Annotated in this window: 24 protein-coding genes; 7 read left to right on the plus strand and 17 right to left on the minus strand. The window is 45.7% G+C overall.

Going from position 1 to position 24,810, the window contains the following annotated elements; genetic code table 11:
• Positions 1–26 precede the first annotated feature (26 nt).
• From J2736_RS23060 to J2736_RS23070, 3 genes are all read right to left on the minus strand, one after another.
• Positions 27–854: a carbohydrate ABC transporter permease gene (locus J2736_RS23060; RefSeq protein ID WP_310500941.1), complete on the minus strand. Its 828-nt coding sequence runs from the start codon at positions 852–854 to the stop codon at positions 27–29.
• 20 nt (positions 855–874) lie between these two features.
• On the minus strand, positions 875–1,819 hold the full coding sequence (locus J2736_RS23065) for a carbohydrate ABC transporter permease (RefSeq protein ID WP_310500942.1): 945 nt from the start codon (positions 1,817–1,819) through the stop codon (positions 875–877).
• A gap of 361 nt (positions 1,820–2,180) precedes the next feature.
• Positions 2,181–3,632, minus strand: a complete 1,452-nt coding sequence (locus tag J2736_RS23070; RefSeq protein ID WP_310500943.1) for a DEAD/DEAH box helicase — start codon at positions 3,630–3,632, stop codon at positions 2,181–2,183.
• Positions 3,633–3,758: 126 nt separating this feature from the next.
• On the opposite strand from J2736_RS23070, the gene J2736_RS23075 reads away from it, so the two are divergent.
• The 6 genes from J2736_RS23075 to J2736_RS23100 all read left to right on the plus strand — a co-directional run bounded on the left by J2736_RS23075 (position 3,759) and on the right by J2736_RS23100 (position 10,757).
• Positions 3,759–5,345: a spore germination protein gene (locus J2736_RS23075; RefSeq protein ID WP_397341391.1), complete on the plus strand. Its 1,587-nt coding sequence runs from the start codon at positions 3,759–3,761 to the stop codon at positions 5,343–5,345.
• Between the two features lie 37 nt (positions 5,346–5,382).
• Positions 5,383–6,570, plus strand: a complete 1,188-nt coding sequence (locus J2736_RS23080; protein WP_310500944.1) for a Ger(x)C family spore germination protein — start codon at positions 5,383–5,385, stop codon at positions 6,568–6,570.
• A 6-nt stretch (positions 6,571–6,576) separates the two neighbouring features.
• Positions 6,577–6,810 (plus strand): hypothetical protein, encoded by a 234-nt coding sequence (locus J2736_RS23085; protein ID WP_310500945.1) that lies wholly within the window; start codon positions 6,577–6,579, stop codon positions 6,808–6,810.
• A 22-nt stretch (positions 6,811–6,832) separates the two neighbouring features.
• Complete coding sequence (locus tag J2736_RS23090; RefSeq protein ID WP_310500946.1) at positions 6,833–7,933, plus strand: GerAB/ArcD/ProY family transporter; 1,101 nt, start codon at positions 6,833–6,835, stop codon at positions 7,931–7,933.
• Positions 7,934–8,055: 122 nt separating this feature from the next.
• Positions 8,056–8,802 (plus strand): ABC transporter ATP-binding protein, encoded by a 747-nt coding sequence (locus tag J2736_RS23095; protein ID WP_310500947.1) that lies wholly within the window; start codon positions 8,056–8,058, stop codon positions 8,800–8,802.
• Positions 8,803–8,828: 26 nt separating this feature from the next.
• Positions 8,829–10,757, plus strand: coding sequence for an ABC transporter permease (locus J2736_RS23100; protein WP_310500948.1), 1,929 nt, complete (start codon positions 8,829–8,831; stop codon positions 10,755–10,757).
• A 7-nt stretch (positions 10,758–10,764) separates the two neighbouring features.
• Here the strand turns inward: J2736_RS23100 and J2736_RS23105 are convergent, their stop codons facing one another.
• From J2736_RS23105 to J2736_RS23125, 5 genes are read right to left on the minus strand one after another with little or no spacing between them, the layout of a single operon-like run.
• On the minus strand, positions 10,765–11,715 hold the full coding sequence (locus J2736_RS23105; protein WP_310500949.1) for a sensor histidine kinase: 951 nt from the start codon (positions 11,713–11,715) through the stop codon (positions 10,765–10,767).
• A 35-nt stretch (positions 11,716–11,750) separates the two neighbouring features.
• Positions 11,751–12,425 carry a response regulator transcription factor gene (locus J2736_RS23110; RefSeq protein ID WP_310500950.1) on the minus strand — a complete coding sequence of 225 codons (675 nt, stop codon included), beginning with the start codon at positions 12,423–12,425 and terminating at the stop codon, positions 11,751–11,753.
• Between the two features lie 29 nt (positions 12,426–12,454).
• Positions 12,455–12,922: a GNAT family N-acetyltransferase gene (locus J2736_RS23115; protein WP_310500951.1), complete on the minus strand. Its 468-nt coding sequence runs from the start codon at positions 12,920–12,922 to the stop codon at positions 12,455–12,457.
• Positions 12,923–12,964: 42 nt separating this feature from the next.
• A complete protein-coding gene (locus J2736_RS23120; protein ID WP_310500952.1) occupies positions 12,965–13,600 on the minus strand; it encodes a histidine phosphatase family protein in 636 nt (211 codons plus the stop codon).
• A gap of 11 nt (positions 13,601–13,611) precedes the next feature.
• Positions 13,612–14,043, minus strand: coding sequence for a GNAT family N-acetyltransferase (locus tag J2736_RS23125; protein WP_310500953.1), 432 nt, complete (start codon positions 14,041–14,043; stop codon positions 13,612–13,614).
• Between the two features lie 153 nt (positions 14,044–14,196).
• Between J2736_RS23125 and J2736_RS23130 the strand changes: the two genes are divergently transcribed.
• Positions 14,197–15,078 carry an AraC family transcriptional regulator gene (locus tag J2736_RS23130; protein ID WP_310500954.1) on the plus strand — a complete coding sequence of 294 codons (882 nt, stop codon included), beginning with the start codon at positions 14,197–14,199 and terminating at the stop codon, positions 15,076–15,078.
• Between the two features lie 525 nt (positions 15,079–15,603).
• Here the strand turns inward: J2736_RS23130 and J2736_RS23135 are convergent.
• Genes J2736_RS23135 through J2736_RS23175 form a run of 9 tightly spaced genes read right to left on the minus strand, consistent with a single transcriptional unit; the run spans position 15,604 to position 24,794 of the window.
• Positions 15,604–16,389, minus strand: coding sequence for a (2Fe-2S)-binding protein (locus tag J2736_RS23135; RefSeq protein ID WP_310500955.1), 786 nt, complete (start codon positions 16,387–16,389; stop codon positions 15,604–15,606).
• A gap of 34 nt (positions 16,390–16,423) precedes the next feature.
• Entirely contained in the window at positions 16,424–17,281 is an 858-nt protein-coding gene (locus J2736_RS23140; protein WP_310500956.1) for a sugar phosphate isomerase/epimerase family protein, read from the minus strand.
• Positions 17,281–18,273, minus strand: coding sequence for a DUF6005 family protein (locus J2736_RS23145; protein ID WP_310500957.1), 993 nt, complete (start codon positions 18,271–18,273; stop codon positions 17,281–17,283). The genes J2736_RS23140 and J2736_RS23145 overlap by 1 nt, the downstream gene beginning before the upstream one ends.
• A gap of 17 nt (positions 18,274–18,290) precedes the next feature.
• Positions 18,291–18,569, minus strand: a complete 279-nt coding sequence (asbD, locus tag J2736_RS23150) for a petrobactin biosynthesis protein AsbD (protein WP_310500958.1) — start codon at positions 18,567–18,569, stop codon at positions 18,291–18,293.
• On the minus strand, positions 18,566–19,843 hold the full coding sequence (locus J2736_RS23155) for an AMP-binding protein (RefSeq protein WP_310500959.1): 1,278 nt from the start codon (positions 19,841–19,843) through the stop codon (positions 18,566–18,568). Before J2736_RS23155 ends, asbD begins: the two co-directional genes overlap by 4 nt.
• Positions 19,840–21,690 carry an IucA/IucC family protein gene (locus J2736_RS23160; protein ID WP_310500960.1) on the minus strand — a complete coding sequence of 617 codons (1,851 nt, stop codon included), beginning with the start codon at positions 21,688–21,690 and terminating at the stop codon, positions 19,840–19,842. The genes J2736_RS23155 and J2736_RS23160 overlap by 4 nt, the downstream gene beginning before the upstream one ends.
• Positions 21,660–22,910 carry an MFS transporter gene (locus J2736_RS23165; protein WP_310500961.1) on the minus strand — a complete coding sequence of 417 codons (1,251 nt, stop codon included), beginning with the start codon at positions 22,908–22,910 and terminating at the stop codon, positions 21,660–21,662. Before J2736_RS23165 ends, J2736_RS23160 begins: the two co-directional genes overlap by 31 nt.
• Complete coding sequence (locus J2736_RS23170; RefSeq protein ID WP_310500962.1) at positions 22,907–24,250, minus strand: lysine N(6)-hydroxylase/L-ornithine N(5)-oxygenase family protein; 1,344 nt, start codon at positions 24,248–24,250, stop codon at positions 22,907–22,909. The genes J2736_RS23165 and J2736_RS23170 overlap by 4 nt, the downstream gene beginning before the upstream one ends.
• Entirely contained in the window at positions 24,243–24,794 is a 552-nt protein-coding gene (locus tag J2736_RS23175) for a GNAT family N-acetyltransferase (protein ID WP_310500985.1), read from the minus strand. The genes J2736_RS23170 and J2736_RS23175 overlap by 8 nt, the downstream gene beginning before the upstream one ends.
• Between the last annotated feature and the right edge of the window lie 16 nt (positions 24,795–24,810).

Consider the following 24,810-nt stretch of genomic DNA (forward strand, 5'->3'; position numbering starts at 1 on the left):
TTTGACATTTTGCATGTAAACTTGGATTAACCTTTAACGCCACCCATGGAAATACCTTCGATAACTTGCTTTTGACCAATTATGAAAATAATCAACAAAGGCAAGATCGCAGAAACGGATGCAGCCATGATCAGGGAGTAGAACTCGCCATTTAAATCGGCAAAAGAGCGAATACCCAGCGGAAGCGTGAATAACGACTTATCTCTTAAGAAAATCAATGGATTCTGGTAATCGTTCCAGGTCCATATAAAGCGCAGAATGGCATAGGTCGCAATCGCAGGGCGTACAAGCGGTGTACAGATCGTCCAGAAAATGCGGGCATGACCAGCGCCATCTATCCTTGCTGATTCCATGTACTCATCATGAATACCTAGATAGAACTGACGAAGCATGAACGTACCCAGAACACTGAAAGAGCCTAGAAGGATAAGTCCAATATGTGTATCGTACAAGTGCATCGAACGCAGCAAAAGAAATTGTGGTACGAGAATCGCCTGACTCGGCACCATATAGATAGCAAGAACGAGAACGAAGATAATATTTGAGCCGCGGAACTTAATTTTTGAAAAAGCGTAAGCTGCCATCGATGAAAACAGAACGGATAAGGCCGTTGTGATCACAGTAACTTTAATCGAATTCCAATAATACAGCGGAAATTTCGTCGTCCATACCGTTTTATAATTTTCAATCATGTTAAAATGCTTCGGAATCCACTGTATCGGGAAAATGAATACGTCGGCTTCGGGCTTCATAGATGCTGAGATCATCCATAGGAATGGCATCATGAACACGATACCGAAGAGTGCCATGACGATCGTAATGATAATCTTTCTGAGACTTTTTTGGTTATCCATGTGTTAACCTCCATTCTAGTTTAATAGTTGACCCATTTGCGTTGGCCGAACCATTGAATTAACGTGATTAATAGTACGAGTATTAGAAGCACAATCGCCATCGCAGATGCATACCCGGATTGCAGATTAATGAAGGCTGTTTCGTATAAACGGAACACAACCACACTCGTTGAGTTCGCCGGTCCACCATTGGTCAATACGGAAATTACGTCGAATACTTTGAACGTTCCAATAATACCGGACACAAGCAAGAAGAACGTTGTTGGTGACAGTAAAGGCACGGTAATGCTATAAAATTGCTTCCATTTGGATGCACCGTCAATATCAGCTGCTTCGTACAGATCTTTCGGAATGGATTGAAGTCCCGCCATGAAAATAATCATGTTGTACCCAATGTTGATCCACACCATGAGTCCCATCACACAGTACAAAGCGTAATCAGGGTCCGCCAACCATTTGGGTGGATTCGCAAATCCCCAATCCATTAAGGTTTGATTAATCGGGCCATATGTGGGATGGAAGAGAACTTGAAATATGATTGCTACCGCAACTACACTCGAAATATAAGGAATGAAGTAAATCACTTTGAAAAAACCTTTGAAATACACTTGCTTATCAATAAGCACCGCTAAAACCAGTGAAACAATGAGTGTTAACGGAACAACGATCATCAGAATCATATTATTTTTGAGTGAAAGTAGAAAGACACTATCATGAATGAGCTTGGTAAAGTTGTCCAATCCAAGGAATTTCACTTTCGAAAACCCGGCAACAAAGTTCCAATCGGTAAAGCTTAAGAAGAAGGAAGCGATGATTGGAAATAATGTGAATATGAATAAGCCGATCACCATGGGACTAACGAAAAGATATCCGGCCAAATCCTCGCGAATTTGCTGCTTAGACCGCTTTGGCTTCACTTTAGTTGTTGGCAAACTACTTGTTTGAGATTGTATATGGTTAGCCATGAACTTCACCCCATGTCGTGTTTTCTATAGTCTACCTTGCGAGCGATTCATGGATAAGTCACAGAATTGACCCTTTCGAGTAATATTTTAACCTGCCGCGTCGATTTTATGAAGAAAAGGCAGGAGTTACACCTAGTTTCGACACAGAATCCCCCTAATTTGTCAGCGTGCGACGGCGGAAATCGACGGATCGGACAGGTAAATGAGCCTAGTACGGGGAGTCGCCTTGCGAGACGGCAGTAATTGACGGCTCAGCGGCGTATCCGCGCTCGTTTACGTCTGAGACGTCAAAAATCGACGGCTCAGCGACGCCTCAGCAAAAAACCAGAGAGCCTCCATGGCCATCTGGTTTCAATCCCCACTACTTATTCGCTTCATGTACCTTCAACAGCTTGCCCTTGATGGTGGTGCTTTTCATGATTTTGAGCACCATCGGCCCTTTACCGTTCAAAATGTCGACATACGACACATTATCCTGAATCGTGATGATGCCGATATCATCTGCGGTGACACCTTCAATTTTAGCGAGAGTGCCGACAAAGTCGACGGCGCGAATCTTCTTCTTTTTGCCCCCGTTAAAATAGAGCTTCATGATGCCCTTGTTCAATTGGTCACTGCGATCCCGCTTGATGACAGGCGTAGCCTGCATCTTCTGGTCAAAAGCAGCTTGCTTCGCTGCCACTTCCTCCGAGTCAGGAGCATCCTGCCGCGGAATCTCGAAGCCCAAATAGCCCTCGATTTCGGCTAGAAACTTATCTTCGTGCGGTGTAACGAACGAAATCGCTTTGCCTGTCTTCCCAGCGCGCCCTGTTCGACCGATCCGGTGGACGTAACTCTCTTTCTCCATCGGGAGATCGTAGTTGATCACATGGGTGATGTCCTCCACATCGATCCCACGCGCCGCAACATCCGTAGCGACCAGGAATCGGAACTCACCGCGCTTGAACGCATTCATCACGAGGAAGCGATCATCCTGCACCATGCCGCCGTGAATTTTATCACATGGGAAATCCAACTGATCAAGCTGCGTGAATAGCTTGTCCACATTTTCTTGTGTCCGGCAGAAAATAATGCAGTTCTCTGGATTTTCCATCACGAGCACGTTCTGAAGCAATGTCCACTTGTCGTTCTCCCGGACGGTGATCAGGGAATGCTCGATCTGAACCTTCGCAGCTTCCGGTGTTTCGATCTCGATATCGATCGGCTTCCGTAAGTACTGATGACACAATTGCTCGACATCCTTCGGCAATGTGGCTGAGAACAACATGGTCATCCGATCCGTTGGCAGCTCATCAATGATGGCTCCCACCTGCTCAATGAAGCCCATCCGCAGCATTTCATCTGCTTCATCGATAACTAAATACTTCAGACGCTCTACGTCCAGCGTTCCTTTTTGGATATGATCCAGCACGCGTCCTGGGGTACCCACGACTACGTGGCACTTCTGGTGAAGCTCCAGCTTCTGCTTCGCAAATGGCTGTTTCCCATATAACGCTACCGCCTTAATCCGCTTAAAACGCCCAATGTTCGTCATATCCTGCTTCACTTGGTCGGCAAGCTCACGCGTTGGCGTCAGGATGAGCGCCTGCGGCCTGTTCTCTTCCCACTCCACAAGCTCGCAGATCGGTATGCCGAATGCCGCCGTTTTCCCGCTCCCCGTACGAGACTTGACGGTCAGGTCCCTCTCTTGCAACGCAATAGGAATAACCTTATGTTGCACATCCGTCGGCTGCGTGTAACCTAATGTGGTTAACGCGCGCGTAATCTCTTCGCTTAATGCATAATCGCTAAAACTTCTTGTCGTTGTCGTCACTTATTTGACTCTCCTTCATATTGCTGTGGCTCTATTCTACTACATCTGACAGCGGAAATGAAAAAGGATGAGTGAAGCAACCTACATTGGGAAATAGTAACAAAAACAAATTAGGTGGCCTTATTCATGAAGAACTCCATATTTTCCTTTATGCAACGCTTGCTGAAGCAAAAGCACCTACCTGTAGCTGTAGCGAATACCGAAATCAATGAGGTTCAAGCAATGCCTGAGGGCTTAGAAGAAATCCTGCTAACTATCGTCGAAGAACTCGGACATAGTACAGACCTCGTGATTCGAAGAATGATGCTTCCCTCTGTGCCTCCTTGCAAAGGAGCCATTGTCTACGTGGATGGACTTGCAAATGTCAAAGAGGTTTTGGATTCCCTTCTTATCGATTATCGTTCAGGAGAATGGGCACTACCTTTATTAAACGAGATCGAACCCTTATCCCTTATTAAAGAGTACCTATTAAAATCAGGTGAAGTCACAGGAACTTCTGACTTTACAACGCTGTACCATATGATTTTATCTGGCGATACGGTCATATTCGTTGATGGCTTTAATGAAGGAATCTGCGCAAGTACACGAGAGTGGAAAGACCGCGGGGTCACTGAGCCCTCCTCTCAGACGGTTGTAAGAGGACCCCGCGAAGGATTCTCCGAGACTTTGCGTACGAATACTGCTTTGATTCGAAGAAAAATTAAAGACTCACATCTATGGATGGAAACCAAGCAGATTGGTCGCGTAACCCAGACCGATGTTGCGCTCATGTATATCAAAGGTCTCGTGACCGACAACATGCTTGAGGAAGTACGCACCCGCTTGGCGCGGATAGATATTGACGGCATTCTAGAGAGCGGCTATATCGAAGAACTGATCCAAGACGAAGCTTACTCGCCATTCCCGACCGTTTTTAATACCGAACGACCGGACGTCGTTGCGGCAGCATTACTTGAAGGACGCATCGCTATCCTTGTAGACGGAACACCGTTTGTCCTCCTGGTACCTGCGGTATTTACACATTTTTTGCAAGCAGCAGAGGATTCTTACCAACGGGCCGACATTAGCTCATTAATCCGTATTCTCCGCTACGTAGCCTTATTAATTGCCTTGCTGGCTCCAGCAGCCTACATCGCAGTAACGACCTTTCACCAAGAGATGATACCGACAACATTGCTCATCAATATTGCCGCGCATCGAGAAGGAATTCCTTTTCCGGCATTTGTAGAAGCTTTTCTCATGGAAGTAACTTTTGAGATCCTCAGGGAAGCCGGGATCCGAATGCCGCGTGCCATCGGGCAAGCGGTGTCCATTGTAGGAGCGCTTGTCATCGGACAAGCAGCTGTTGAAGCTGGATTAGTCGGGCCAGCGATGGTCATAATTGTCGCGATTACCGCGATATCTACCTTCATTATCCCTTCCTTTAACATGGGAATTTCTATTCGGATGATCCGTTTCTTACTGATGATACTCGCAGCTGCTTTAGGCCTATTCGGGATACTCGTCGGTGTCATTGGCTTGATCCTTCATCTATGCAGCTTGCGTTCTTTTGGAGTTCCGTATCTAGCTCCATTTGCTCCGTATAACATCGAGGATCAGAAGGATAATGTCATTCGTCTCCCTCAGTGGGCGCTATTGAAGCGTCCTAGCTTTGTTAGTCCAAACAATAGACAGAAACAAACTTACAATCCCCCACAGAAACCAAAATCCTAATCGTATTCATCCTAAATTAGGGGAAAGGGATATTTGAATGCTGAAACGAGCCCTGCTATTCATTCTCATCATGGTGATCACTTCAGGTTGTTGGAACCGAAAAGAACTTGATCAAATATCCATAGCGACGGCTATTGGCATTGATAAAAAAGGAGACTCCTACAACGTATCCGTCCAATTACTCAACTCCGATGAAATCGCGTCAACGAAAGGAGTCGGCCAACGAATGCCCGTTGTAACCCTTCAGCTTAGCAGCGGACATACGTTATTTGAGTCGTTTCGCAAGCTGACAACGAGCTCACCGCGTAAAATCCTTTCATCCCATTTGCGCATTCTCATCCTTGGGGAAGGGCTGGCCAAAGAAGGGATAGCCAAGGTGCTGGATCTCTTATCAAGAGATCATGAACTACGCTCAGACTTCAATATCTTATTAGCTAGAAATGCTACGGCGAATGATATCTTACAAGTACTGACCCCGCTCGAGAAAATTCCAGCTAACAAACTCTATTCTTCCCTTATCGCTTCCGAGAAGAATTGGGGAGTTACCACCGATGTTGACTTACATCAACTTATTTATGATCTAGTGGATCCAGGTAAAGACCCTGTCCTCTCTAGTGTTCATATCAAAGGAGACTCGCAATTAGGAAAGTCTCGCAATAACTTGAACTCTGTTCTTCCGCCAGCAACATTGGAGTTTGAAAGCCTGGGTGTCATACATCAAGATCAGTTTGCCGGATGGCTGACAGACAGAGAAAGTAAAGGCTACAATTATGCGCTGGGCAACCTTCAGAGTACAATCGTTCCCCTCTCATGCCAATCTGGTGGCCGAATGTCCATCGAATTGATAAGTACAAAAGCCAATATCAAAGCAAAGTTCATGAATGAACACCCGGAGGCCTTCGTCAATCTGCAAGTAGAAGCGAATATCGGAGAAGTGGCCTGTGAATTAAACCTGAAATCCACGTATACACTGCAAAACATCGAAGAGCAATTAAATGAAGAAATTAAACAGACGATCCTAGACTCCGTTGCCAAAGCGAAATCCTATCAATCCGATATTTTCGGATTTGGCGCTGCCCTCCATCGTGCCAATTACAGGCTATGGAATCCCATGAAAGATAACTGGGAGAAGGCCTTTGTGGATCTACCTGTACAAGTAACTGTGAATAGCAGAATTCGGCGTACAGGTTCCGTTGTTGAATCTTTTATCGATCAAATGGAGTGATGAATCATGATATGGTGTCTGATCATTTTGCTTATATCGCTGTGGGCTTTGAAGATCGAAGTCCCTCGTTTAAGACAAAAGCAGGGGCATAAAGAGCTCTGGATCTTCCTTGCATCCATCAGTACCTCTGCCCTATTCAGCATGGCAGTAAGCTTGCATTTGCGCATTCTCAATCCTTTAGATGTGATCACCTACCTCTTTAAACCCATGGGTAAAATGATCACAACGTTATTAACGTAGTTGTAAGCCAAAGGAGTCAGCGATGTTTAATAATGAGAAAATAAGTCTACGGCAATTTAAAATATTGGTTCTGCTTTTTAGCTTAGGAAGTACGATCTTAATTGTGCCGTCTGTCCTTTCAGCTTTCGCCCATCAGGACGCATGGATATCAGCCATTCTAGGTATTGCGATGGGCTGTGGCATGATATGCCTATACGTAGCCCTAGCTAATCGGTATCCGAATCATACAATCATGGAATATAGTAAGTTCATTCTTGGTAGATGGCTGGGCACATGTGTAGGGCTCATCTTCTATATCTATTTTGTCATTACCGCCTCACTCGTTCTTCGCAACGTGGGCGACTTTATTACGACCATTATTATGCCGGAGACACCCATCCAAGTTATTCACTTTGTTTTCTTACTCATCATTATGGCAGGAGCAGGGCTTGGCTTAGAGGTATTTGCACGCGCTGCGGAAATATTCCTTCCATGGATACTGTTGTTTATCGGTGTGCTTATCGGCTTTCTAATTCCACAGATTGAATTGAATCGCTTGCCCCCTCTATTTGAAGCCAGTTCCAAAGCAATCATTCATGGAAGTTTGTCCGTTCTTTCAATTCCCTATTTAGAAATGATCGTCTTTCTTATCATCTTTCCTGCCATTCACTCGAAATTAAACAAAAGCAAAGGGTTCATCCAAGCAGGACTTATGGGTGGACTTATTATACTTATCATAACCATACTATGCATCGCCGTGCTTGGTTGGGATTTCACCTCACGCCATACGTTTCCCAGCTACACACTAGCTAAGAAAATACATGTCGGTGGATTCATCCAACGAGTTGAAGTATTGGTAGCTATTATTTGGTTCTTAACCATTTTTTTCAAACTAATCGTTTGCTTCTACGGTTCACTGGTAGGACTATCACAACTGCTCAAACTAGGCACTTATCACATTTTCATTGTGCCAAGTGCACTTATGATGTTTGCCCTCGCCTACCTCATTTACCCTAACATCGTGTATTTCCGAGATTTTGCTACCAACATCTGGCCTCCCTTTGCCCTAACCGTCGGGCTGTTCCTGCCTGCAGGTTTGTTAATTGTTTCTTTTTTCAGACCGGGGAGTAGGTTAAACAACTAATACTGCGTCAAAACGCGAAGTCCTCTTGCAAAATGACAAAATTGTCACTTTAGTTGATGGTAGTTCGATGGATAGCATGCATCTGAAGCCGTATAGTTAAGTCATGAAGGGAAGGCGAAACGATGACGACTATTATTCAAACTAAGAACTTATCAAAATCTTACGGAAAAAATCAAATTTTAAAAAATATCGATCTGACCGTCGAACAAGGGGAATTCACCGCGATAATGGGGCCATCTGGCTCTGGAAAAACAACATTAATGAATATGCTCTCCACGATCGACGCCTTTACGGGTGGGGAAGTTTGGATCGAAGGAAAATCGCTGTTAGATTTGAAAAAGAAAGATCTCCGACAATTCCGCCAAAAACGAATGGGCTTCCTTTTTCAAGATTACAACTTACTAGATACGCTCACGGTGAAAGAAAATATACTGCTGCCGCTATCGTTGCAAAAAACACCTGTCGCAGAAATGGAGCAGCGATTAGCCAAAATCATTGAAGCGCTAAATATCGCATCTATCTTACCTCAGTATCCGTCTGAGATTTCTGGCGGCCAAAAGCAGCGTACGGCTGCCGCTCGGGCGATCATTACCAATCCAGCGATTGTATTTGCCGATGAGCCAACAGGGGCGCTTGATTCCAGATCCGCTACCCAGCTGCTGGAACAGATTCAATCGCTCAATCACACCCTTGCAACAACCGTTCTGATGATTACTCACGATCCCTATGCGGCTAGCTACTGTCGGCGTGTCATTTTTCTCCGTGATGGCAAAATCGTCAATGAAATGTTCAAAGGTGAACAATCGGAAAAAGAGTTCTTCGACCGAATCCTGACGATCCAAAGTGCCATAGGGGGCGACAGACGATGAGTTTGCTTGATTTATCATGGAGGAATATGAAGCGGAACATCCGTTTATATACCATCTATTTCATTTCCATGCTTGTCGGGGTTATCATTTACTTTACCTTTGCTGGATTAATGTTTAACGAGGACGTCGTTACAGCTATTCAAAATAAAGAAAACTACAAAACCATTATTTTTGTTGCGTCCATGATCGTCTTTCTGTTTATCGTGTTCTTTATCTTGTACGCCAACTCTTTCTTTATGAAGCAGCGCAAAAAAGAATTCGGTATGTACATCCTTTATGGGATGAAAGAAAGACAAGTTGCCTCAATGGTCTTTTACGAAACGTTATTTCTAAGCGCTATTTCTGTTACTAGCGGTATATTCATCGGTGGATTACTTTCGAAATTTTTCGGTAAAATATTAATGAACTTAATGCATTATAAGGATGACATTTCTTTTGCCTTTCCACTTGAAGCTGTCGTCTCAACGATTCTGTTATTCGCTTTATTAATCGGCATTATTACATTTCAGAGTTATTGGAACGTTCGCCGAATGCAGATCGTTGAATTGTTTCACGCGAAAGAAAAAATGGACAAACCACTCCAATTCTCCATGCCTTTGGCGATACTGTCCGTCCTACTCATTGCATCGTCCTACTACACCATAACCATGGGTGGAACTTCAAACCTATGGAAAGATTATTTTAAAGAAAGTTTACTAGCTACAACGGTGGCCTTAATTGTGGGAACGTATTTATTTTTCCGCCAGTTTTCCGGTTGGATATTACAAAGAATGAGTCGAAGTAAGAACTATTTACTTGGCAACAAAATGTTATGGATTTCCTCCCTTCGTTTTTCCATTCGAGGGAATACCGTAAACTTTACATTTAACTCACTGATTAGTGCTGTTATCATCTTTGGCGTTGGATTTATTGCTGTAGATTACGCCGTAAAGGCCGATGTTGTACGAAAAGAATACCCGAACGATATGATCTTTTCCTCACAAGATAACAGAACTCAACAACAAATTGAACAAATCCTGAACGACTCACATCCCATTTTGGCTCATGAAACAATCACTGGCATTCAAACTGAAAAAATCGCAAATCGAAAACCATTCCTTGATCATCCCGACTACTACACAGAGGAATTTACCATTTTTCCTGAGGCGCAACTCAATGCGATTGTTGATTTACGAGGCGTCGGTGAAAAAGTAGATGTAAAAGGCGATGAAGCTATTGTTTTAACAAGAGGAATCGATCAACCGAAAACTTATTTAAGTACGCTGCCTACAATGACCGTCTTCGGTGATCATACATTCCAAGTCGTCGAGCGAATACGATTTCCGTTGTTAAGCATCCCTACAGATGCTAGTGGAGGTTCCGAACATCAACCTTCTGTACTCGTTATTTCTGACGAAGCATTTGAGCAACTGAAAGGAACTCGTCCGATAACTTCCTATGAAGTATATAAAATCGAAGATCCGAAAACGTCCAATAACGTATCACGACAAATATACGATATCGTTAAGCGTACAGAAGGATCCTATTATTCAGCCTTCATTGATATGTACTCCATTGATATTGAGTCGTCTTCTTTAATATTGTTCTCTGTTGCTTTTTTTGCAGCTATTGCGTTATTTGCTTTAGCAAGCGTTATTTACTTTAAACAGCTGCGTGAAGCGACGGAAGAGCGAGAACATTACGCGATTTTACGAAAAATGGGTGTCCACGACAACGTGATGAAACAGATTATTTGGAAACAATTGCTGTTCGTCTTTTTACCGCCTCTTTTGCTTGGATTGCTGCATAGTTGGTTTCTTTTGTACTATACGGTCATCCTCATCATTAAAGATTTACCTGCCTTAACGACGATTATCTTCTCTGTCATGGGATTATATGTGTTAACGTATATGATCTTTTACGTATCTTCAACATCTATTTACTTCAAAATTATCAACGAAAAAAACACACGATGAGACTTACTCATTGTGTGTTTTTTTGTCGCCTGACATAAGGATCGTCGTCTTTCGGAAAATGAACGATAAACTGCGTATACACAGCGGCCTCCGACGTGCAGTCAATATAATGACCAAGTTTATTCGATAATTGCTGAGCCAAATATAACCCCATGCCAGTCGACTTGGGATGCAATCGTCCGGTCTCTCCCGTAAACCCGCGATTAAAAATTCGCGGGAGATCTTTTTGACGAATGCCAATCCCGCTATCCCGAATCAGCAACTGCTTCTCTTGCGGTGTTTCGAGTATGGAAATCGTAATTTCCCCGCCATGCTCTGTATATTTCAAACTGTTCGTCAGAAGCTGATTGATAATAAACTGCAGCCATTTCGGATCACTTTGAACGACAAGCGTTTCAGCTTGTAGGCTAATGCGAATCTTTTTGGAGAAAAAAGTTTTCGAATGTGACTTCACGATCTCTTTCGAAATCTGGATAACGTCACAATGCTGAATCGCATAATCCTGATTAAAACTATCCAGCTTCGCGTAATAGAGTGCTTGATCAACGTAATTTTCAATCTTACCGATCTCTTCTCTTAAACTATTAGCGTCCATATCGGTTTGTTGCAATAAACGAAGTACCGCAATCGGTGTTTTGATTTCATGAAACCAAGAAACGATAAAATCATAATGCTCATGCTGCATGTTCTGAACTTGATTCATTTCGTGGATATGCTGCTTTTTGAGCTCCTCGATAAGCCCTTGAGCAAATTCGCCTTCCAGGGACAAGCTCTCATAATCGCCACTTTTCATCTTTCGGATCACACGTACATGCTGTTGGTAGCGAAACAATAAAAATCCCAGCAACACAATAGCGGATAAGGCAAAGGCATAGAAGAAGGTTCCCCATCTCCAGTCATCACCATACGTATAAAATACCGCGGCCGGGATTAGGAACCCCGCCAGATAGATAGACATATATGACTTTTCGTAGGCGAGATAGCGAAGGAAGGTCATTCGATCAAATACCCCAATCCTTTCCGGGTGACAATGAAGTCCTCCAGCCCAAGCCCCGTAATTCTCCTTCGCATCCGATTCACGTTCACGGTCAACGTATTATCATCAACGAACTGATCCTCATTCCATAGTGCCTGCATAAGGTCCTCACGTGAAACAATTTTGCCAATATTCCGCATGATCAACTGTAAAAGGATGAATTCATTCCTGCTTAACTCCGTGACTTGTCCTTTATATTCTATCGTGGAATTCGTTACATGTAATTTCAAGCCCTTATGAACGAATGTGGGGCTCTCCTCTTCCTGATACGTATATTTCCGGCGAATGAGTGCACTGACTTTGGCAACTAGGATGTCCAGTTCAAATGGCTTCTGAATAAAATCATCCCCGCCCATATTTATCGCCATGATGATATCCATATTCTGATTTCTAGATGATAGAAAAATAATCGGCACCTTCGAGATCGCGCGTATGTGCTGGCACCAATAGTACCCATCAAACACAGGAAGATTAATATCTAATAGGATGAGATGCGGATCGGTTTGCTGAAACTCCTTTAGAACCTGATCAAATTGAGTCACTTCTACTACATCGTACTGCCACTTTTTCAACGTATCCGAAACAATCCGCCTAATCTTCTCATCGTCCTCAATCATCATAATTCGATACATAGGATCCCTCAACACCCCTGTCGTTAACTTTAGAGCTTTTTACGCATAACATACCAACTGTCTATCCGCTCTGGATAAAATTTGTGCTCAATGACTTCGTAATGCAAATGTTTGTATAGCATAATATTTTCTGGGATAGATAGTCGTACCTCAACCCGTGTCTCCATAATCCCCTGATTGCGTGCTTTGTTTTCCACGAAAGTTAATAGTCTTTTACAGACGCCCTTTCCCCGAAAATCAGGAAGCACCGACACCCTGCCAATATACATATAATCGTCAATCGGCTTATATCTTGCTGAGCCTACCACTTTATCCCCTTCACATGCGAGTGCTGCTCCACCGCCGATGTGAAACGTATGAATGGTATGGTCCACCGTTTCTTTAAGTGCACCTGATGGTGGATTAAGTTTGCCGTTGTATTCTTTGAATGATTCTATCATGACCTGATAAATAAGTTCGGATTCATCGATGGTTGCTTCTCTGATAGGTAGAGTCATCGTTGATTAGCTCCTTCTAAGTGGAAATTGATATACGAGTCCTTAATCGATCGTGGGTGCTTCCTGATAATGACGGATGTCTGCATGAAGTATAATCTGGGGAACATTTTCCGTAAAAATAATTTTACATAAACAAGCAGGATGAATATAAGGTGGTTGCCAGATATCCTTCATCAACCTTTGCTCATAATATGCCATGATCAGCTTCACTACCACCGTATGCGTCACAATGGCAATTGTCTTCCCTGCATGAGCTTCATGAATGCGTTGCAGCATCGTCATCGCCCGTTCAGCTACCTCCGCGAAAGTTTCACTGTGAGGGACACCGAACCGATCAGGCTGATTCCAAAAATGGTCAAATTGTTCCGGGTACTCTTCCTTCACTTCCGATTGCAGCTTACCTTCCCAGTCTCCGAGGTTAATCTCTTTCAAAGCATCACTTTGGACGATCGCAATGTTTCGTTGACCACGAACGATTTCTGCTGTTTGGAGCGCTCTATCACTTGAGCTTGAGTACATCACATCAATCTCTTCATGTTGAAGAGCCTCACTTAACCATTGAGCCTGCTTTATGCCCAATTCCGTTAGCGGGGAATCCTGATGACCTTGTAAACGGTGCTCGACGTTCCATGTTGTTTGGCCATGTCTAATTATATAAATGGTGGTTGTATCCGTCATAACGGGACTCCTTAATGCTTCATATTTCTTACATAGTCAGGCATTCTTCGCATACAGCGCTCGGCATCGTGCTCAAAATTATACTGCTCATACAACTCATGCGCATCTTTCGTCCCCAATAAGCCCATAAGATCTTTATATTCATCAGAGGTGACTAAGCTTTCAACAAGCTTCTTGCCGATGCCCATGCCCCTGTAGTCTTCATCGATAAATACGTCGCATAAATAAAACATGGTCGCATGATCCGTTATCACTCTAGCGTAACCTACTTGTTTGCGTCCCTCATACACGCCATAACATTCGGAATTCTCGATGGAGCGCAACGTTCTTTCTTCCGGACGCTTATTCGCCCAATAGCTTCGTGCAAGGAAACCTTTGATCACATCTACATCTAGCCGTTCTTTGTTATCACTAATAACAAATTGGTTCCAAGTAATCTCCATCGTTTCTACTCCTCTACTTCTATTTGTGGTAACTACCATAATATCTCAGATTTTCACACGCGTCATCTCAGAAAAGTCCTGCATACTTGTGCACGAAATGTCGGATAGCCAGGAATGATTCCTGCTATTCTATAGATATAGGAGGTCAGAACGATGGATTTGCTTAAAAATATGAACAATGCGCTCAAATATGTTGAAGACAACCTGACGGACACGATCGACACCAAAGAAGTAGCTCGACTTGCCTTATGCTCGGAATATCATTTCAAGCGCATGTTTTCCTTTCTCGCAGGCATTCCACTTTCGGAATACATTCGCCGCAGGCGGCTAAGCCTTGCCGCTTTTGAACTGAGAGACAGCAATATCAAAGTCATTGATGTAGCCATCAAATACGGATATAACTCGCCGGACTCGTTCACAAGGTCATTTCAAAATTTGCATGGCGTTACACCGTCCGAGGCTAGGAGTAATGGGCAATCATTGAAAGCCTATCCGCCTATGACCTTCCAAATTACCATTCAAGGGGGAAATGAAATGAATTATCGTATTGAGGAAAAAGAAGCCTTTTCAATCGTTGGTCTTTACAAAAGAGTCCCGATTATCTTTAACGGCGTTAATCCTGAGATTGCCGCGATGTGGCAAAGCTTGAACATAGACTTAATTAACACCCTTAAACAACTCTCCAATGTCGAGCCTATTGGATTTGTAAGTGCCTCCACCAACTTCTCCGAAGGCCGCATGGAGGAAAAGGGAGAGCTTGACCACTATATTGGCGTTGCTACAACGAATCCGTGTCCAGATAATCTCAGCCAACTCGACGTATCTGCCTCGACGTGGGCAGTTTTCGAAGCCATCGGCCCTTTCCCCGAAACGCTGCAAAATGTATGGGGACGCATCTATTCCGAGTGGTTCCCGTCCTCTGGCTATGAACAAGTCGCTGGACCGGAGATGCTATGGAACGCGGATAAGGATACGACTTCACCTACGTTCCGGAGTGAAATCTGGATACCCGTGAAGAGGAATCAGAGTAGCTAAGCTGCCATACACTTGCTGCCTCGGCGCTTCTCTTGCGCACATTTTCTGTGCGCTAGTGTGCGGCTGGCTACCTCAGCACCTCCCTTGCGCACATTTTTTGTGCGCTAGCGGGCGACTGGCTGCCTCAGCACCTCCCTTGCGCACTTTTTTTGTGCGCTAGCGGGCGGCGGGCTGCCTCAGCACTTCTCTTGCGCACATTTTTTGTGCGCTAGCGGGCGACTGGCTGCCTCAGCACCTCCCTTGCGCACATTTTTTGTGCGCTAGCGGGCGGCTGGCTACCTCAGGCCTGCTCTTTGAATCATAAACTTTCTATTATGTTAAAAAAGCTCCCTATTCCTGCAAAAGTGCAGGAATTAGGGAGCTTTTTGACTTAAGCACGAGCTTTCTTGCCACTTAATCCGCGAAACGCGTGTAACCCTTCCATATGTTTGGCTAAGGATCCTTTGTATTACGGCTATTATTCCTTTTCCACTAGGGATCCTTTGTATGATGGCAATGCTTCCTTTGCATTAGGGCTTCCTTGTATCAATGATGATGCGCCATATGCGCAAAGTACTTATCTATTCTGCGATCATCCTTGATCGTAGGACACGTGTAGCAATAATTATCTTCGCCTGGCATGCGGAAATGCAGACAGCATTTTGAGCGGATCATGATCTTGTCCTCATCAACTCCTGGTATATCTACGCAGCGGAACGCATCCGTTAACGGGTTCGCCACAGCCGCGAACACATGGATGGGATTGGCTTCGTGGATTAAATAGCGGAAATTATCCGCAATGTACGCCTTCTCCGAAGCTGTTTCAGCTTCTGTGCGCCATTCGTCTCGATAATAAATCAAATTATAAGATATCGTTGCCCACAACGTTTGGACATCGATCCCGCTCCAGTCCACGAGTTGCTTCAAAAAGGGCTGCGCATGGTCCGTAAACAGGTGGCGAGCATAGCTCTCTCTTTCCACAGCGTACGAGCCACTCCCTGCCCAATTCTCCAGCGAGTACGGAAACAATAGACGGTAGTACAGATGTTTATTTTTGAGTGAAATCGCAACATTACTAGGAGACACATTTAAACAACGTCCATAGCGTACCCAAGCGTCCCATGCACCGGTAATGAAATGACTGTACCGCTTAACGAACAAAGAACTCGCTATTTTATGATTAGGGGCACCAATTTGCTCAGCGAACTGTTCTAGCAGCTCCGCGATCCCCTTTTCGTCGTCCAGCCTATATTCCCTAATAAGCTCTAAGCTCTCTGAGGAATCGAGTAGTAAATGGTAATGTTTAAGCGAAGTTACGATGTCGCTAATCATGTTCAGCCATCCTCCAAAGTTATGCAATACCGACTTAGTCTAACACGGAATGCAATCGATTCAGCTGTTGATGCAGCCAGCCGATCTCTTCTTTGAGCACGCGCATAGGATCTGCGCCGAACCACTCCACAGACGCGAACTTACCGCTCTGACTAATTCGATCTATAATCGAGCGATAATTTACCGCCCCCTTTTCCAATGATACCATACCTTTCCGGCTGCCGTTCGCTGCATACACTTGATGAGGTTGAAACACGCTGCAATATGCCAGTGAAGTCACATTTTTCAGATGAAAATAGGCTACCCAAGGCGCTAACAACTCGTAACTTTCTAATGGATCATCACCGGCTTCCCACATATGAAGAAAATCCAAGTTCAACCTAACGGCTTCATGGTTAACCTCCATCATTAACCTATGAGCAGCCCCCTTATGATCGGCCAACGTGCCTGGGTGTGTTTCCACAAGCAATTCGATGCCCTGATTCATACACAGGTCTCCAAGAATTCGTAATTGACGGACCGTCTCTTCGAACTCCACCGTGTCCACCTCTCTGCTCCCACGCATGCCTGCAAAAGTACGAATTTTACTTGTTCCAAGCCAATCCGCGATAACTAGCAACTCCTTGCACTTGGTGATCGTATCTGCAAAATTAACTTGAGTGCCCACATCCAGATAATCGCTAATCATCGAAACAGTCAATCCAGCTCCCTCAAGGATTGCTTTCTCCGACCCATCCCGCTCCTTATACAAGTGACCGGCATGAGCTCCCCATACTTCTAGCCCATCGAAGCCTTCCCTTTGAGCGAACTGGACCAGTTCCTCGAATGAAATCAACGTGTGTCGAAAGGTAATGGTGCAGAACGAGCATCGTAATCTAGACATTTCTGACATTAAATAGTCCCCCCTTTCACATTTGCGTATTGAGCCGCAGACCATAAGGTCAACTCACGTTCCAATTCAGACTTAATGCCTCGTTCAATGGCTTCTGCCTTATCCAATGTCCCTAGAATGGAGGTAAGCTGCTTCGTACTTCCTGTCAGCGACATCTTAACAGCCAGAAATTGCAGGGTATTAAAGGCTTGAACCAAATCACGGATTTGCTGCGCCCAATACTCATAATGATCCCTAGGCAATTGCAGTTCATCATGAAAAAACATCAGGGCATAGTCATACCCGTATTTGCGTATCACAATGACGTAGAGATGCTTGAGCGCATCCCCTAGAGAGGCAATCTTGGCCGTATCCTCCGTTAATCTTGTGACTAATGATCGAAGTCCAGTAACCAGATCATTGCGATCAAGATGAAATTGATCATAGAAATAAGCCATAACGTTCTCCGGCGTCGGTGCTTCAATAGTCTGGGCATCCATATAAAACCCGTCAGGGTACGCATTTTGAACAAAGGCTTGGAGCAGTTGCTCGCGGCTTACCAGGCCTTCCCATTTCATGTCCGCATCCAGCATAAACCATTCATCTTCACGTTCCGTGGCCGAAACAATCACATAATGAGGGAATGGGTTCAAGTTAAACTTATTTTCCCGTTCCGGCATCAGGGACATGTCAATCTGAACAACGACGTGTCGATGAGGAGGTGCTTGCTCCACAAGCTCGACTAGTTTGGCCGCATTCGTTGCCGGATCTTGATGAGGGTCATGCCATTGCACGGCCTGAATATCAAACAAACGTTCGCACCACTCCATTAACCGAGTAGGCCTAAATGAGTCTGAATAATAGGATAAGCCCGATTCCTGCCATCCAAACTGCTCTTCCCACACGTTAAAATAAAAAGGGCGATAATCGACATTGCTATGCCTTTTAACCACTTCACACATGCAGCTGAGCACACAATGGACCTTGATGCGTTGATCTTTCCATCCAAACATGACCGTACCTCCTTCCATCACTTCCCTAGTTCCTCGGCTATGCCGACTGGCGTCAATCTATCCATGAAATCAAGCAGCGTTCCTACCGTGTCAAACACTCTCGGATCCACTTCTTCCTCCGGAATGGAAAGTCCAAATTCAACCTCAATCCAGACCAGCAGCTGCATCATCATGACAGAATCGATGCGAAGATCCTCGTCCAATCGGTGTGATTCTTCTAGAATAGGCAGCTGCGCCAGAAGCAACTTGGTTGCCATAATGGCCTGCAACTTATCAATTCGTTGTCCCCTTGTCATTGACTTAACTCTGCCTCCTCTAGCAATTTACGACTAATTTTTCCTGTTGCATTTCGTGGCAGCTTCGCCACACAGGCTACTTTAGATGGCACTTTATAAGGAGGCAATTTCTGAATACACCACGCTCGGATCGTCTCCGGCTCCATCTCAGGATCTGCTACGACCATGCAGCAAGCAATCTCTCCCATCACAGGGTGACTTCCCCGGTAGACGACACACTCCTTAATACCATCCAATTGGGAGATTACATTCTCCACTTCAAGGGGATATACTTTTAAACCCGATACGTTGATGACATCATCCGCTCTGGATAAAAGATGTAAAGCACCTTGATCTTGATAAGCAAGATCGCCCGTACGAATCACCTGATTCTGAACAGCAATGACTAACTCTTTTGGCACATCGGGTGATGAACCTGCTTCCACAAGTTGAATGTGCCCTAGCAGCTTGCCAATGTCGGCACTGTTCCGGAGAGATCGATTCATACTAATACATCCCGCTTCGGAGCAGCCGTACTGCTGAAGTAAACCACCAGCTGCCATCGGGGCCAGCTTATCAATTAATCCTTGCGGCATCGGCGCGCCAGAGCTCATGAATTGGTAAAAACGAATATCCGACGGGAACGAAGTCAGAACATGCAGCGTCATAGGGACGCCATAAACGATATGTTTCGGTGTATCCCGCAGCAGAGCGAGCGTCAGCTTAGGATTGGTATAAGCGGCAACATGAGGTACGACTTGACGCGCCATAGCGGCAAGCACACCACTGATAAGGCCGTAAGAATGACTCACGGGGGAAATCACGATTGGCGTAATCGAACTATCCAAACCAATTGCTGCATTATAGGCAGTAATTTCTGCCTCAATAGACGGCCAGCTTCTGCTGATTAACTTCGGTTTGCCTGTCGTGCCCGAACTAAACATACAGATGGAAGGCTCCTGTGAGGAGGTGATATCAGATTCACTTCCAGCTATCGGCAAGTACCCGCTATCCACGGATTGGTACACAAGTCCGATGCAACCGGCTTCTTGGCTAAGCGTCTTTGCCGTTTCGAGCGGTGTCTCTCCGTGCAGCAGCAGTGCAGATGCCCCTAGCTCCTTCAGATAGAGCACAAGTGGAACCAGCTCAGCAGCATTTGAAATGCATACAGCAAGCCGTTTCCCGGATTTCCATGCTTCCCTTGTGTGCTGCAAAAGACCCCATGCTCTCCAGCGCGCTTCTAGATCATCCCGGCCAAAATACGTTTGATTATAAGCAAACAAGTTCTTATTCAAAGACGTATCTCCTCTCTGTTTGTACAGTACGAACTTGGAAGGAAGGCAGACAATGGATTCGGCACTTCATGCGACAACCCTTTGGTTTGTAAGGCTAGCCGCTTATGCGTCAATTGCTCGACACGCGTTGTCGGAGCAAATAAATCCAACGTGTCAAAGCGCTCTTTCCAACGTGCATCTCGTTCGATATGGCGATGAATGCAGGCAGCCGTCATTTGCCAGAATTGCCCCTCTTCAAAGCCGTAACGATCGTGCAGCATCATTGCTAGCTCCGCAAGATTCACAAAAAATAACGCACCTAATGTTAAATAACGCAATGGTGCTATGTCCTCTACTTCGAAGTTCGCCCTTTCCTCCTTATGCGCGTACCGTTCATGAACTTGTGTTAAGTCTGGACATAAGTCTGGTCTGCTCAGGAAAGAGCGATTATACAGGACATCCTCATGGAAATCCTTTAATGCCAATCGTTCAGGCAAGCCGTCTCGATGCACCATCACCATATTTTGCGCGTGTGATTCTGTCGCCACGCCATGAACAGCAGCCAGATGGAGAACAGGCAGCACACAACGCTCAAGCAGTCGGTTCAACCAAGCCTCGATTCCATAAGTTTGCAACCAAGGCTCAATGAAGGGAGTCCCGTCCCGTTCCAACGTACAAAGCGCATAGAAAGGGGCGGTTTCCTCTCCGTCTCGTAAATAACCGTGCAAGCTTTCTCGCCAAATACAGCCGATAGCTGCGTACAATGGGGATGGCGTACTCCCTTGCGGATCATACGATAGAGCGGCAATTTCCCGCAGTAAGATCAGCTTAGCTTCCTCTTTTAAATAAGGATCTCCGTCGACCAAAGTTTGCAGCCACGCCGATATGACTGGTGCCGTGACCGTATAGTGCGGGAGCAATTGCCGGGAACTTGAGGTATTCAATAAATTCATCGAAAGTTTCACATAGGTTTTCTGTGGCGCTGTTCGGTTGGATAAAGTACGAATAGACTGCTGAGCACGATATTCATCCTTCGAAGGCGACAGAAGCATTAGGCGCTTCTTGTTAAGCTCCTCTGCATAAGCAGGTGCGATAATCCGGCGCCACTGCCAAGGATGTACGGGCACGAACGCATACGCCTCTGGCTCCCAACCTTCACTTCGCAGCATTTTACCAAAAGACTCCACTTCTTCATGTCCCAATTCTTCACGCAGCAGGCCGTCAAATGTAAGATCAGGCATTACAGCGATTCGGCTCTCCGCTTTGCTTACTGCCAGCCATAAAGGCTTCACATCTTGGGCAAATTCAGGGCCATATACGAGATGATCCCCATAGTCAAAACCGATCCGAGACTTATAGCTGGGGTGATAACGATGTCCATCCATCACAGCCGATTCAAGCTCTTCGCCGTTCATTTGATGCAAATTGGTATCTCCCAGCATACGAACATACTGCGCCATCGTATCTTTGAGTAGCGTATGCTCCAGCTCCTCTGTGAACGAGCCTAGCTTGTTCTGATCTGTCCACGGCACATTCAGCACTTCCTGAATAAATAAGCGAAGCGAGAACGCCTCTGCTTCGCCATCGCTCCCAATGCGAATAAGCGGAGCGTCCTCCTGCAAACGAATCCGACCAAATGTTAGTCTTCGTTGTCCTAGGCACCAGTAGGTCACCCCACGACCTTCGGCATCCTGACCTTGCAGAACGAATCGCGTAACATTACCCGCAGGTTGCGAAAACGGCACGACGATTCCTTCATAAATGACCGATTCAACCAATTGTCGAAAAATTCTTCTACGCACTTGTACGCAGCTCTCCGATTTCAGTGCTTCAAGCGCTATGAGGTCTTGCTGCCATGTACTCCCCATGTGGTTGCCTCCTTCGGTGTGCTATAGATATTGGACCATTTAAACAGCAAGCCATTCACAAGACACAGCAAGGCAGCTGCCAATAGCGGCGCATTCAATCCAACTTGGATCGATAAAAATGATGAAATCAGCGGAGACAATAACTCGCCTGCGGTCTGGAAAGATACCATGACACTGAAAGCTATTGCCGCAGATGCTCCTTGTTGCCGCCCAAACAAAATGACATCAAGTACAGCCATCGTGATGGCTAGAAACATACCGTACAGGATACGTCCTGCGATTAATCCGCCTATACTCTCCGTCATCCCTTGCGAGATTAAGCCGATCGCCATGGCTCCCACGCCAACCATATACGCAACAGGCAGTCTCCCCGGTTTGGCTAAACTACGAAGAAACGGCAGTAGGATAAGCGCACAGACATGAGGGAGAAGAAACAACAGTCCCGCTAGTTCGATGGATAAGCCAAAGTCCTTTTCCACATAGGGGGTAAAGAATGGTCTGACCACTTGATTCGCGATCGTTAAGGTAAGAAACAACAGTCCCAGCATTACAATCGTTCGATCATGGAGCAAGTTGCGCAACAACCCTTTTGAACCTCCAGACTCCCGTCGATCATCCTTCTTAGCAGCACTATTCCATCCCCAAAGAACGACAACACAAACGCACAATTGAATCACATCCGCAGCTGCTGCCCCATAAAACAACGTTAACGGATGTTCCATCTGAAGCATATGAGCACCCGCCAAGGCAGCGATCAGAACCGCTGTATGATGAACCGCATGAAATTTTGCCGCAGATCCCGCTTGAGCTCCGTTGTCGCTAAGTTCCATAATGATTGGATAAATCAACATATAGCTGCTTTTAAAAATAAGCAAACAAATCGTCAGAATAAGGAATTCTGTCGCACTATCCGCTTGCGCCAGCAGCGCTGTCGATAAGGCCGTTCCTGCCTGACCGATGAGCAGCAGCCGCTTAGCTTCCCATTTCCGGGTCAGCCACCCCCATAATGGAGAACAGAGAACGACTGTTAGTCGGCAGACAAACAAATATAAACCCGTGTAACTGTAGTCCTCAATACCGAAAACCTGATGAAAAAATTGCGGATAATAAGGTGACAGCAGCACTTCTGTAAACAGTCCCAGAAACATGCAGCCAAGAAGTGCAGCCTGCATGCCTGTTCGTGATCTACGACTGGGCGCTTGGGGATTCAGTATTTTCATCGGTTAACCCCGAATTGTTGAAACACATTTCGACTCCTGATGGGATAAACCTCGCGCTGAGCCAACTGCTTAATAATTACGCTGTTCCGATGAGCGCCTAGCCCAAGATCAGGTGCACCTATACCATGCGTATGTAGTTCCCCATTTTGAATAAAAATCTGGTTCTCCCCGCTGGTTCGCAGTTTTAGTGAATAATTCTCAGCGATGTCCAAGCGTCCTTTTGCATCTCGACACAGATACGGCTCTAACGGACTTAAGCAGGCCGGTTCGGCATGCTCATAACCCGTCGCCAGGATGACAATCTCGCTGGTATGCTCGAAAGCAGCATCCTGCTGCAAGTGTCGGCAATGCAATTGATAGCTGTCGTTCCCTCGGTCTGAAGTCGGAAACATCCCCTCCACTTCGGTTAGGGACAACAGTCGGACACCTGGTCCTTCCTGTCCACCGACTCCTGCCTCGTACAGCGTATCGTAGATATCGGCGATGGTGTACGCGCTAATCCCTTTATACAGCAAGCCTTGCCCTGCCCTGATGCTATCCTTGCGTTCGGGATCAAGGTCATAGAAATATTTCGAATATTCTGGAGAAAAATGCTCAAGACCGAGCTTGGAATACTCCATCGGGAAGAAGCCTGATGAACGTGTAAACCAATCCAAGCGATACCCATTGTCACTCTGCGCTCTTAGCAAATCCAGTACAACTTCGGCTGCACTCTGTCCAGAACCCACGACCGTGATCGAGCGCGCTTTCAGGCATCGTTCCCGATTCGTTAAATAATCGGCGGAGTGAAAAACATTCGGTCCGATTACGTGCTGGAACCGTTTCGGAATATGTGGTCTGCTCCCAACACCTAGTACTAAGTTACGGGCAACATAGGTCTTTGTTTGCTCGGTCTGAAGCTCTTTCGCCTCCACAACAAAGTGGGAACTGGCTTCACCTTCTTCCAAACGGATTCCGCTCACTTCGTAGCCGAAACGGCAAGAGGCTAATCGTTCCGCCGCCCATTTGCAATAATGGTTATATTCCTTACGAGGAATTTGGAACTTCTCTAGAAAGTAAAAGTGATACAATCTGCCATGCTCATGCAAATAATTGAGAAAGCTGAGCGGATGCGTCGGATCGGCCATCGTCACCAAGTCCGCGAAAAAAGGAACTTGCAGGGTCGTCCCCTCAATTAACATGCCTGGATGCCAATCGAACTGTGGCTTCCGTTCCAAGAATTGGGCCTTCAGCTCGGGTACGCGCGTAAGTAGCGCAGCAAGACCGAGATTGAATGGACCGACTCCCACGCCCAGCACATCCCATTCCTCTGAATGATTCGGAACAACTCCCCTAGCCAATAGGTATCTCCCTCGTTTCTCTATCTATCACTTCAAAGGTTTCTCGCTCACATAGCATCAACGCTGCCTTTTTATCCGGAAGCTGCACTTCCTGCTGGAAGCGGAAGCCACATTTTTCAAAAATATGATGCATCTTCGCATTCCGAATATCTGGCTCAGCCACGACTCGCTTGGTACCTGGATGCATAAACTGCACACGTACGAGAGCTTTCAACAGCGGAAATGCATAACCCTGCCCGAGATAGCTTGGCGGACCAATCAGCAGATGTACACCTTGATCATCCGTAGCTGCCTCATAATAGGGTTCAATCACATCAGATTTCACCCAATAGGATTCAAAATAGCTCATCGGCTCTCCATCCAGCTCACCAATGCATAGCGTCTGATGCGGATCGGCTAGGAAACGCTCCAAGTGGCTCTGATAGGCAGCCAAAGATATGTTCAGTTGCCAGAAAGGAACGACATGCGGCTCCTGCTGCCAACGATGCAGCATCAACAAATCCCGCTCCAGATCGACCGGACGGAACGAAATCGTCCTGCCAATCGAGGGATCTTCGTAG

The organism is Paenibacillus qinlingensis (assembly GCF_031455095.1).
In the GTDB taxonomy this organism is placed as follows: domain Bacteria; phylum Bacillota; class Bacilli; order Paenibacillales; family NBRC-103111; genus Paenibacillus_E; species Paenibacillus_E qinlingensis_A.

Excerpts from the sequence above, each read along its gene's own strand:
- J2736_RS23090 (WP_310500946.1), top strand. The coding sequence starts at position 6,833 with ATGTTTAATAATGAGAAAATAAGTCTACGGCAATTTAAAATATTGGTT.
- J2736_RS23135 (WP_310500955.1), bottom strand. The coding sequence starts at position 16,389 with ATGATTAGCGACATCGTAACTTCGCTTAAACATTACCATTTACTACTC.
- J2736_RS23130 (WP_310500954.1), top strand. The coding sequence starts at position 14,197 with ATGGATTTGCTTAAAAATATGAACAATGCGCTCAAATATGTTGAAGAC.
- J2736_RS23115 (WP_310500951.1), bottom strand. The coding sequence starts at position 12,922 with ATGACTCTACCTATCAGAGAAGCAACCATCGATGAATCCGAACTTATT.
- J2736_RS23075 (WP_397341391.1), top strand. The coding sequence starts at position 3,759 with ATGAAGAACTCCATATTTTCCTTTATGCAACGCTTGCTGAAGCAAAAG.
- J2736_RS23125 (WP_310500953.1), bottom strand. The coding sequence starts at position 14,043 with ATGGAGATTACTTGGAACCAATTTGTTATTAGTGATAACAAAGAACGG.
- J2736_RS23120 (WP_310500952.1), bottom strand. The coding sequence starts at position 13,600 with ATGACGGATACAACCACCATTTATATAATTAGACATGGCCAAACAACA.
- J2736_RS23080 (WP_310500944.1), top strand. The coding sequence starts at position 5,383 with ATGCTGAAACGAGCCCTGCTATTCATTCTCATCATGGTGATCACTTCA.
- J2736_RS23060 (WP_310500941.1), bottom strand. The coding sequence starts at position 854 with ATGGATAACCAAAAAAGTCTCAGAAAGATTATCATTACGATCGTCATG.
- J2736_RS23065 (WP_310500942.1), bottom strand. The coding sequence starts at position 1,819 with ATGGCTAACCATATACAATCTCAAACAAGTAGTTTGCCAACAACTAAA.
- J2736_RS23160 (WP_310500960.1), bottom strand. The coding sequence starts at position 21,690 with ATGGGGAGTACATGGCAGCAAGACCTCATAGCGCTTGAAGCACTGAAA.
- J2736_RS23085 (WP_310500945.1), top strand. The coding sequence starts at position 6,577 with ATGATATGGTGTCTGATCATTTTGCTTATATCGCTGTGGGCTTTGAAG.
- J2736_RS23095 (WP_310500947.1), top strand. The coding sequence starts at position 8,056 with ATGACGACTATTATTCAAACTAAGAACTTATCAAAATCTTACGGAAAA.
- asbD (WP_310500958.1), bottom strand. The coding sequence starts at position 18,569 with ATGACAAGGGGACAACGAATTGATAAGTTGCAGGCCATTATGGCAACC.
- J2736_RS23100 (WP_310500948.1), top strand. The coding sequence starts at position 8,829 with ATGAAGCGGAACATCCGTTTATATACCATCTATTTCATTTCCATGCTT.
- J2736_RS23105 (WP_310500949.1), bottom strand. The coding sequence starts at position 11,715 with ATGTCTATCTATCTGGCGGGGTTCCTAATCCCGGCCGCGGTATTTTAT.
- J2736_RS23140 (WP_310500956.1), bottom strand. The coding sequence starts at position 17,281 with ATGTCAGAAATGTCTAGATTACGATGCTCGTTCTGCACCATTACCTTT.
- J2736_RS23110 (WP_310500950.1), bottom strand. The coding sequence starts at position 12,425 with ATGTATCGAATTATGATGATTGAGGACGATGAGAAGATTAGGCGGATT.
- J2736_RS23145 (WP_310500957.1), bottom strand. The coding sequence starts at position 18,273 with ATGTTTGGATGGAAAGATCAACGCATCAAGGTCCATTGTGTGCTCAGC.
- J2736_RS23165 (WP_310500961.1), bottom strand. The coding sequence starts at position 22,910 with ATGAAAATACTGAATCCCCAAGCGCCCAGTCGTAGATCACGAACAGGC.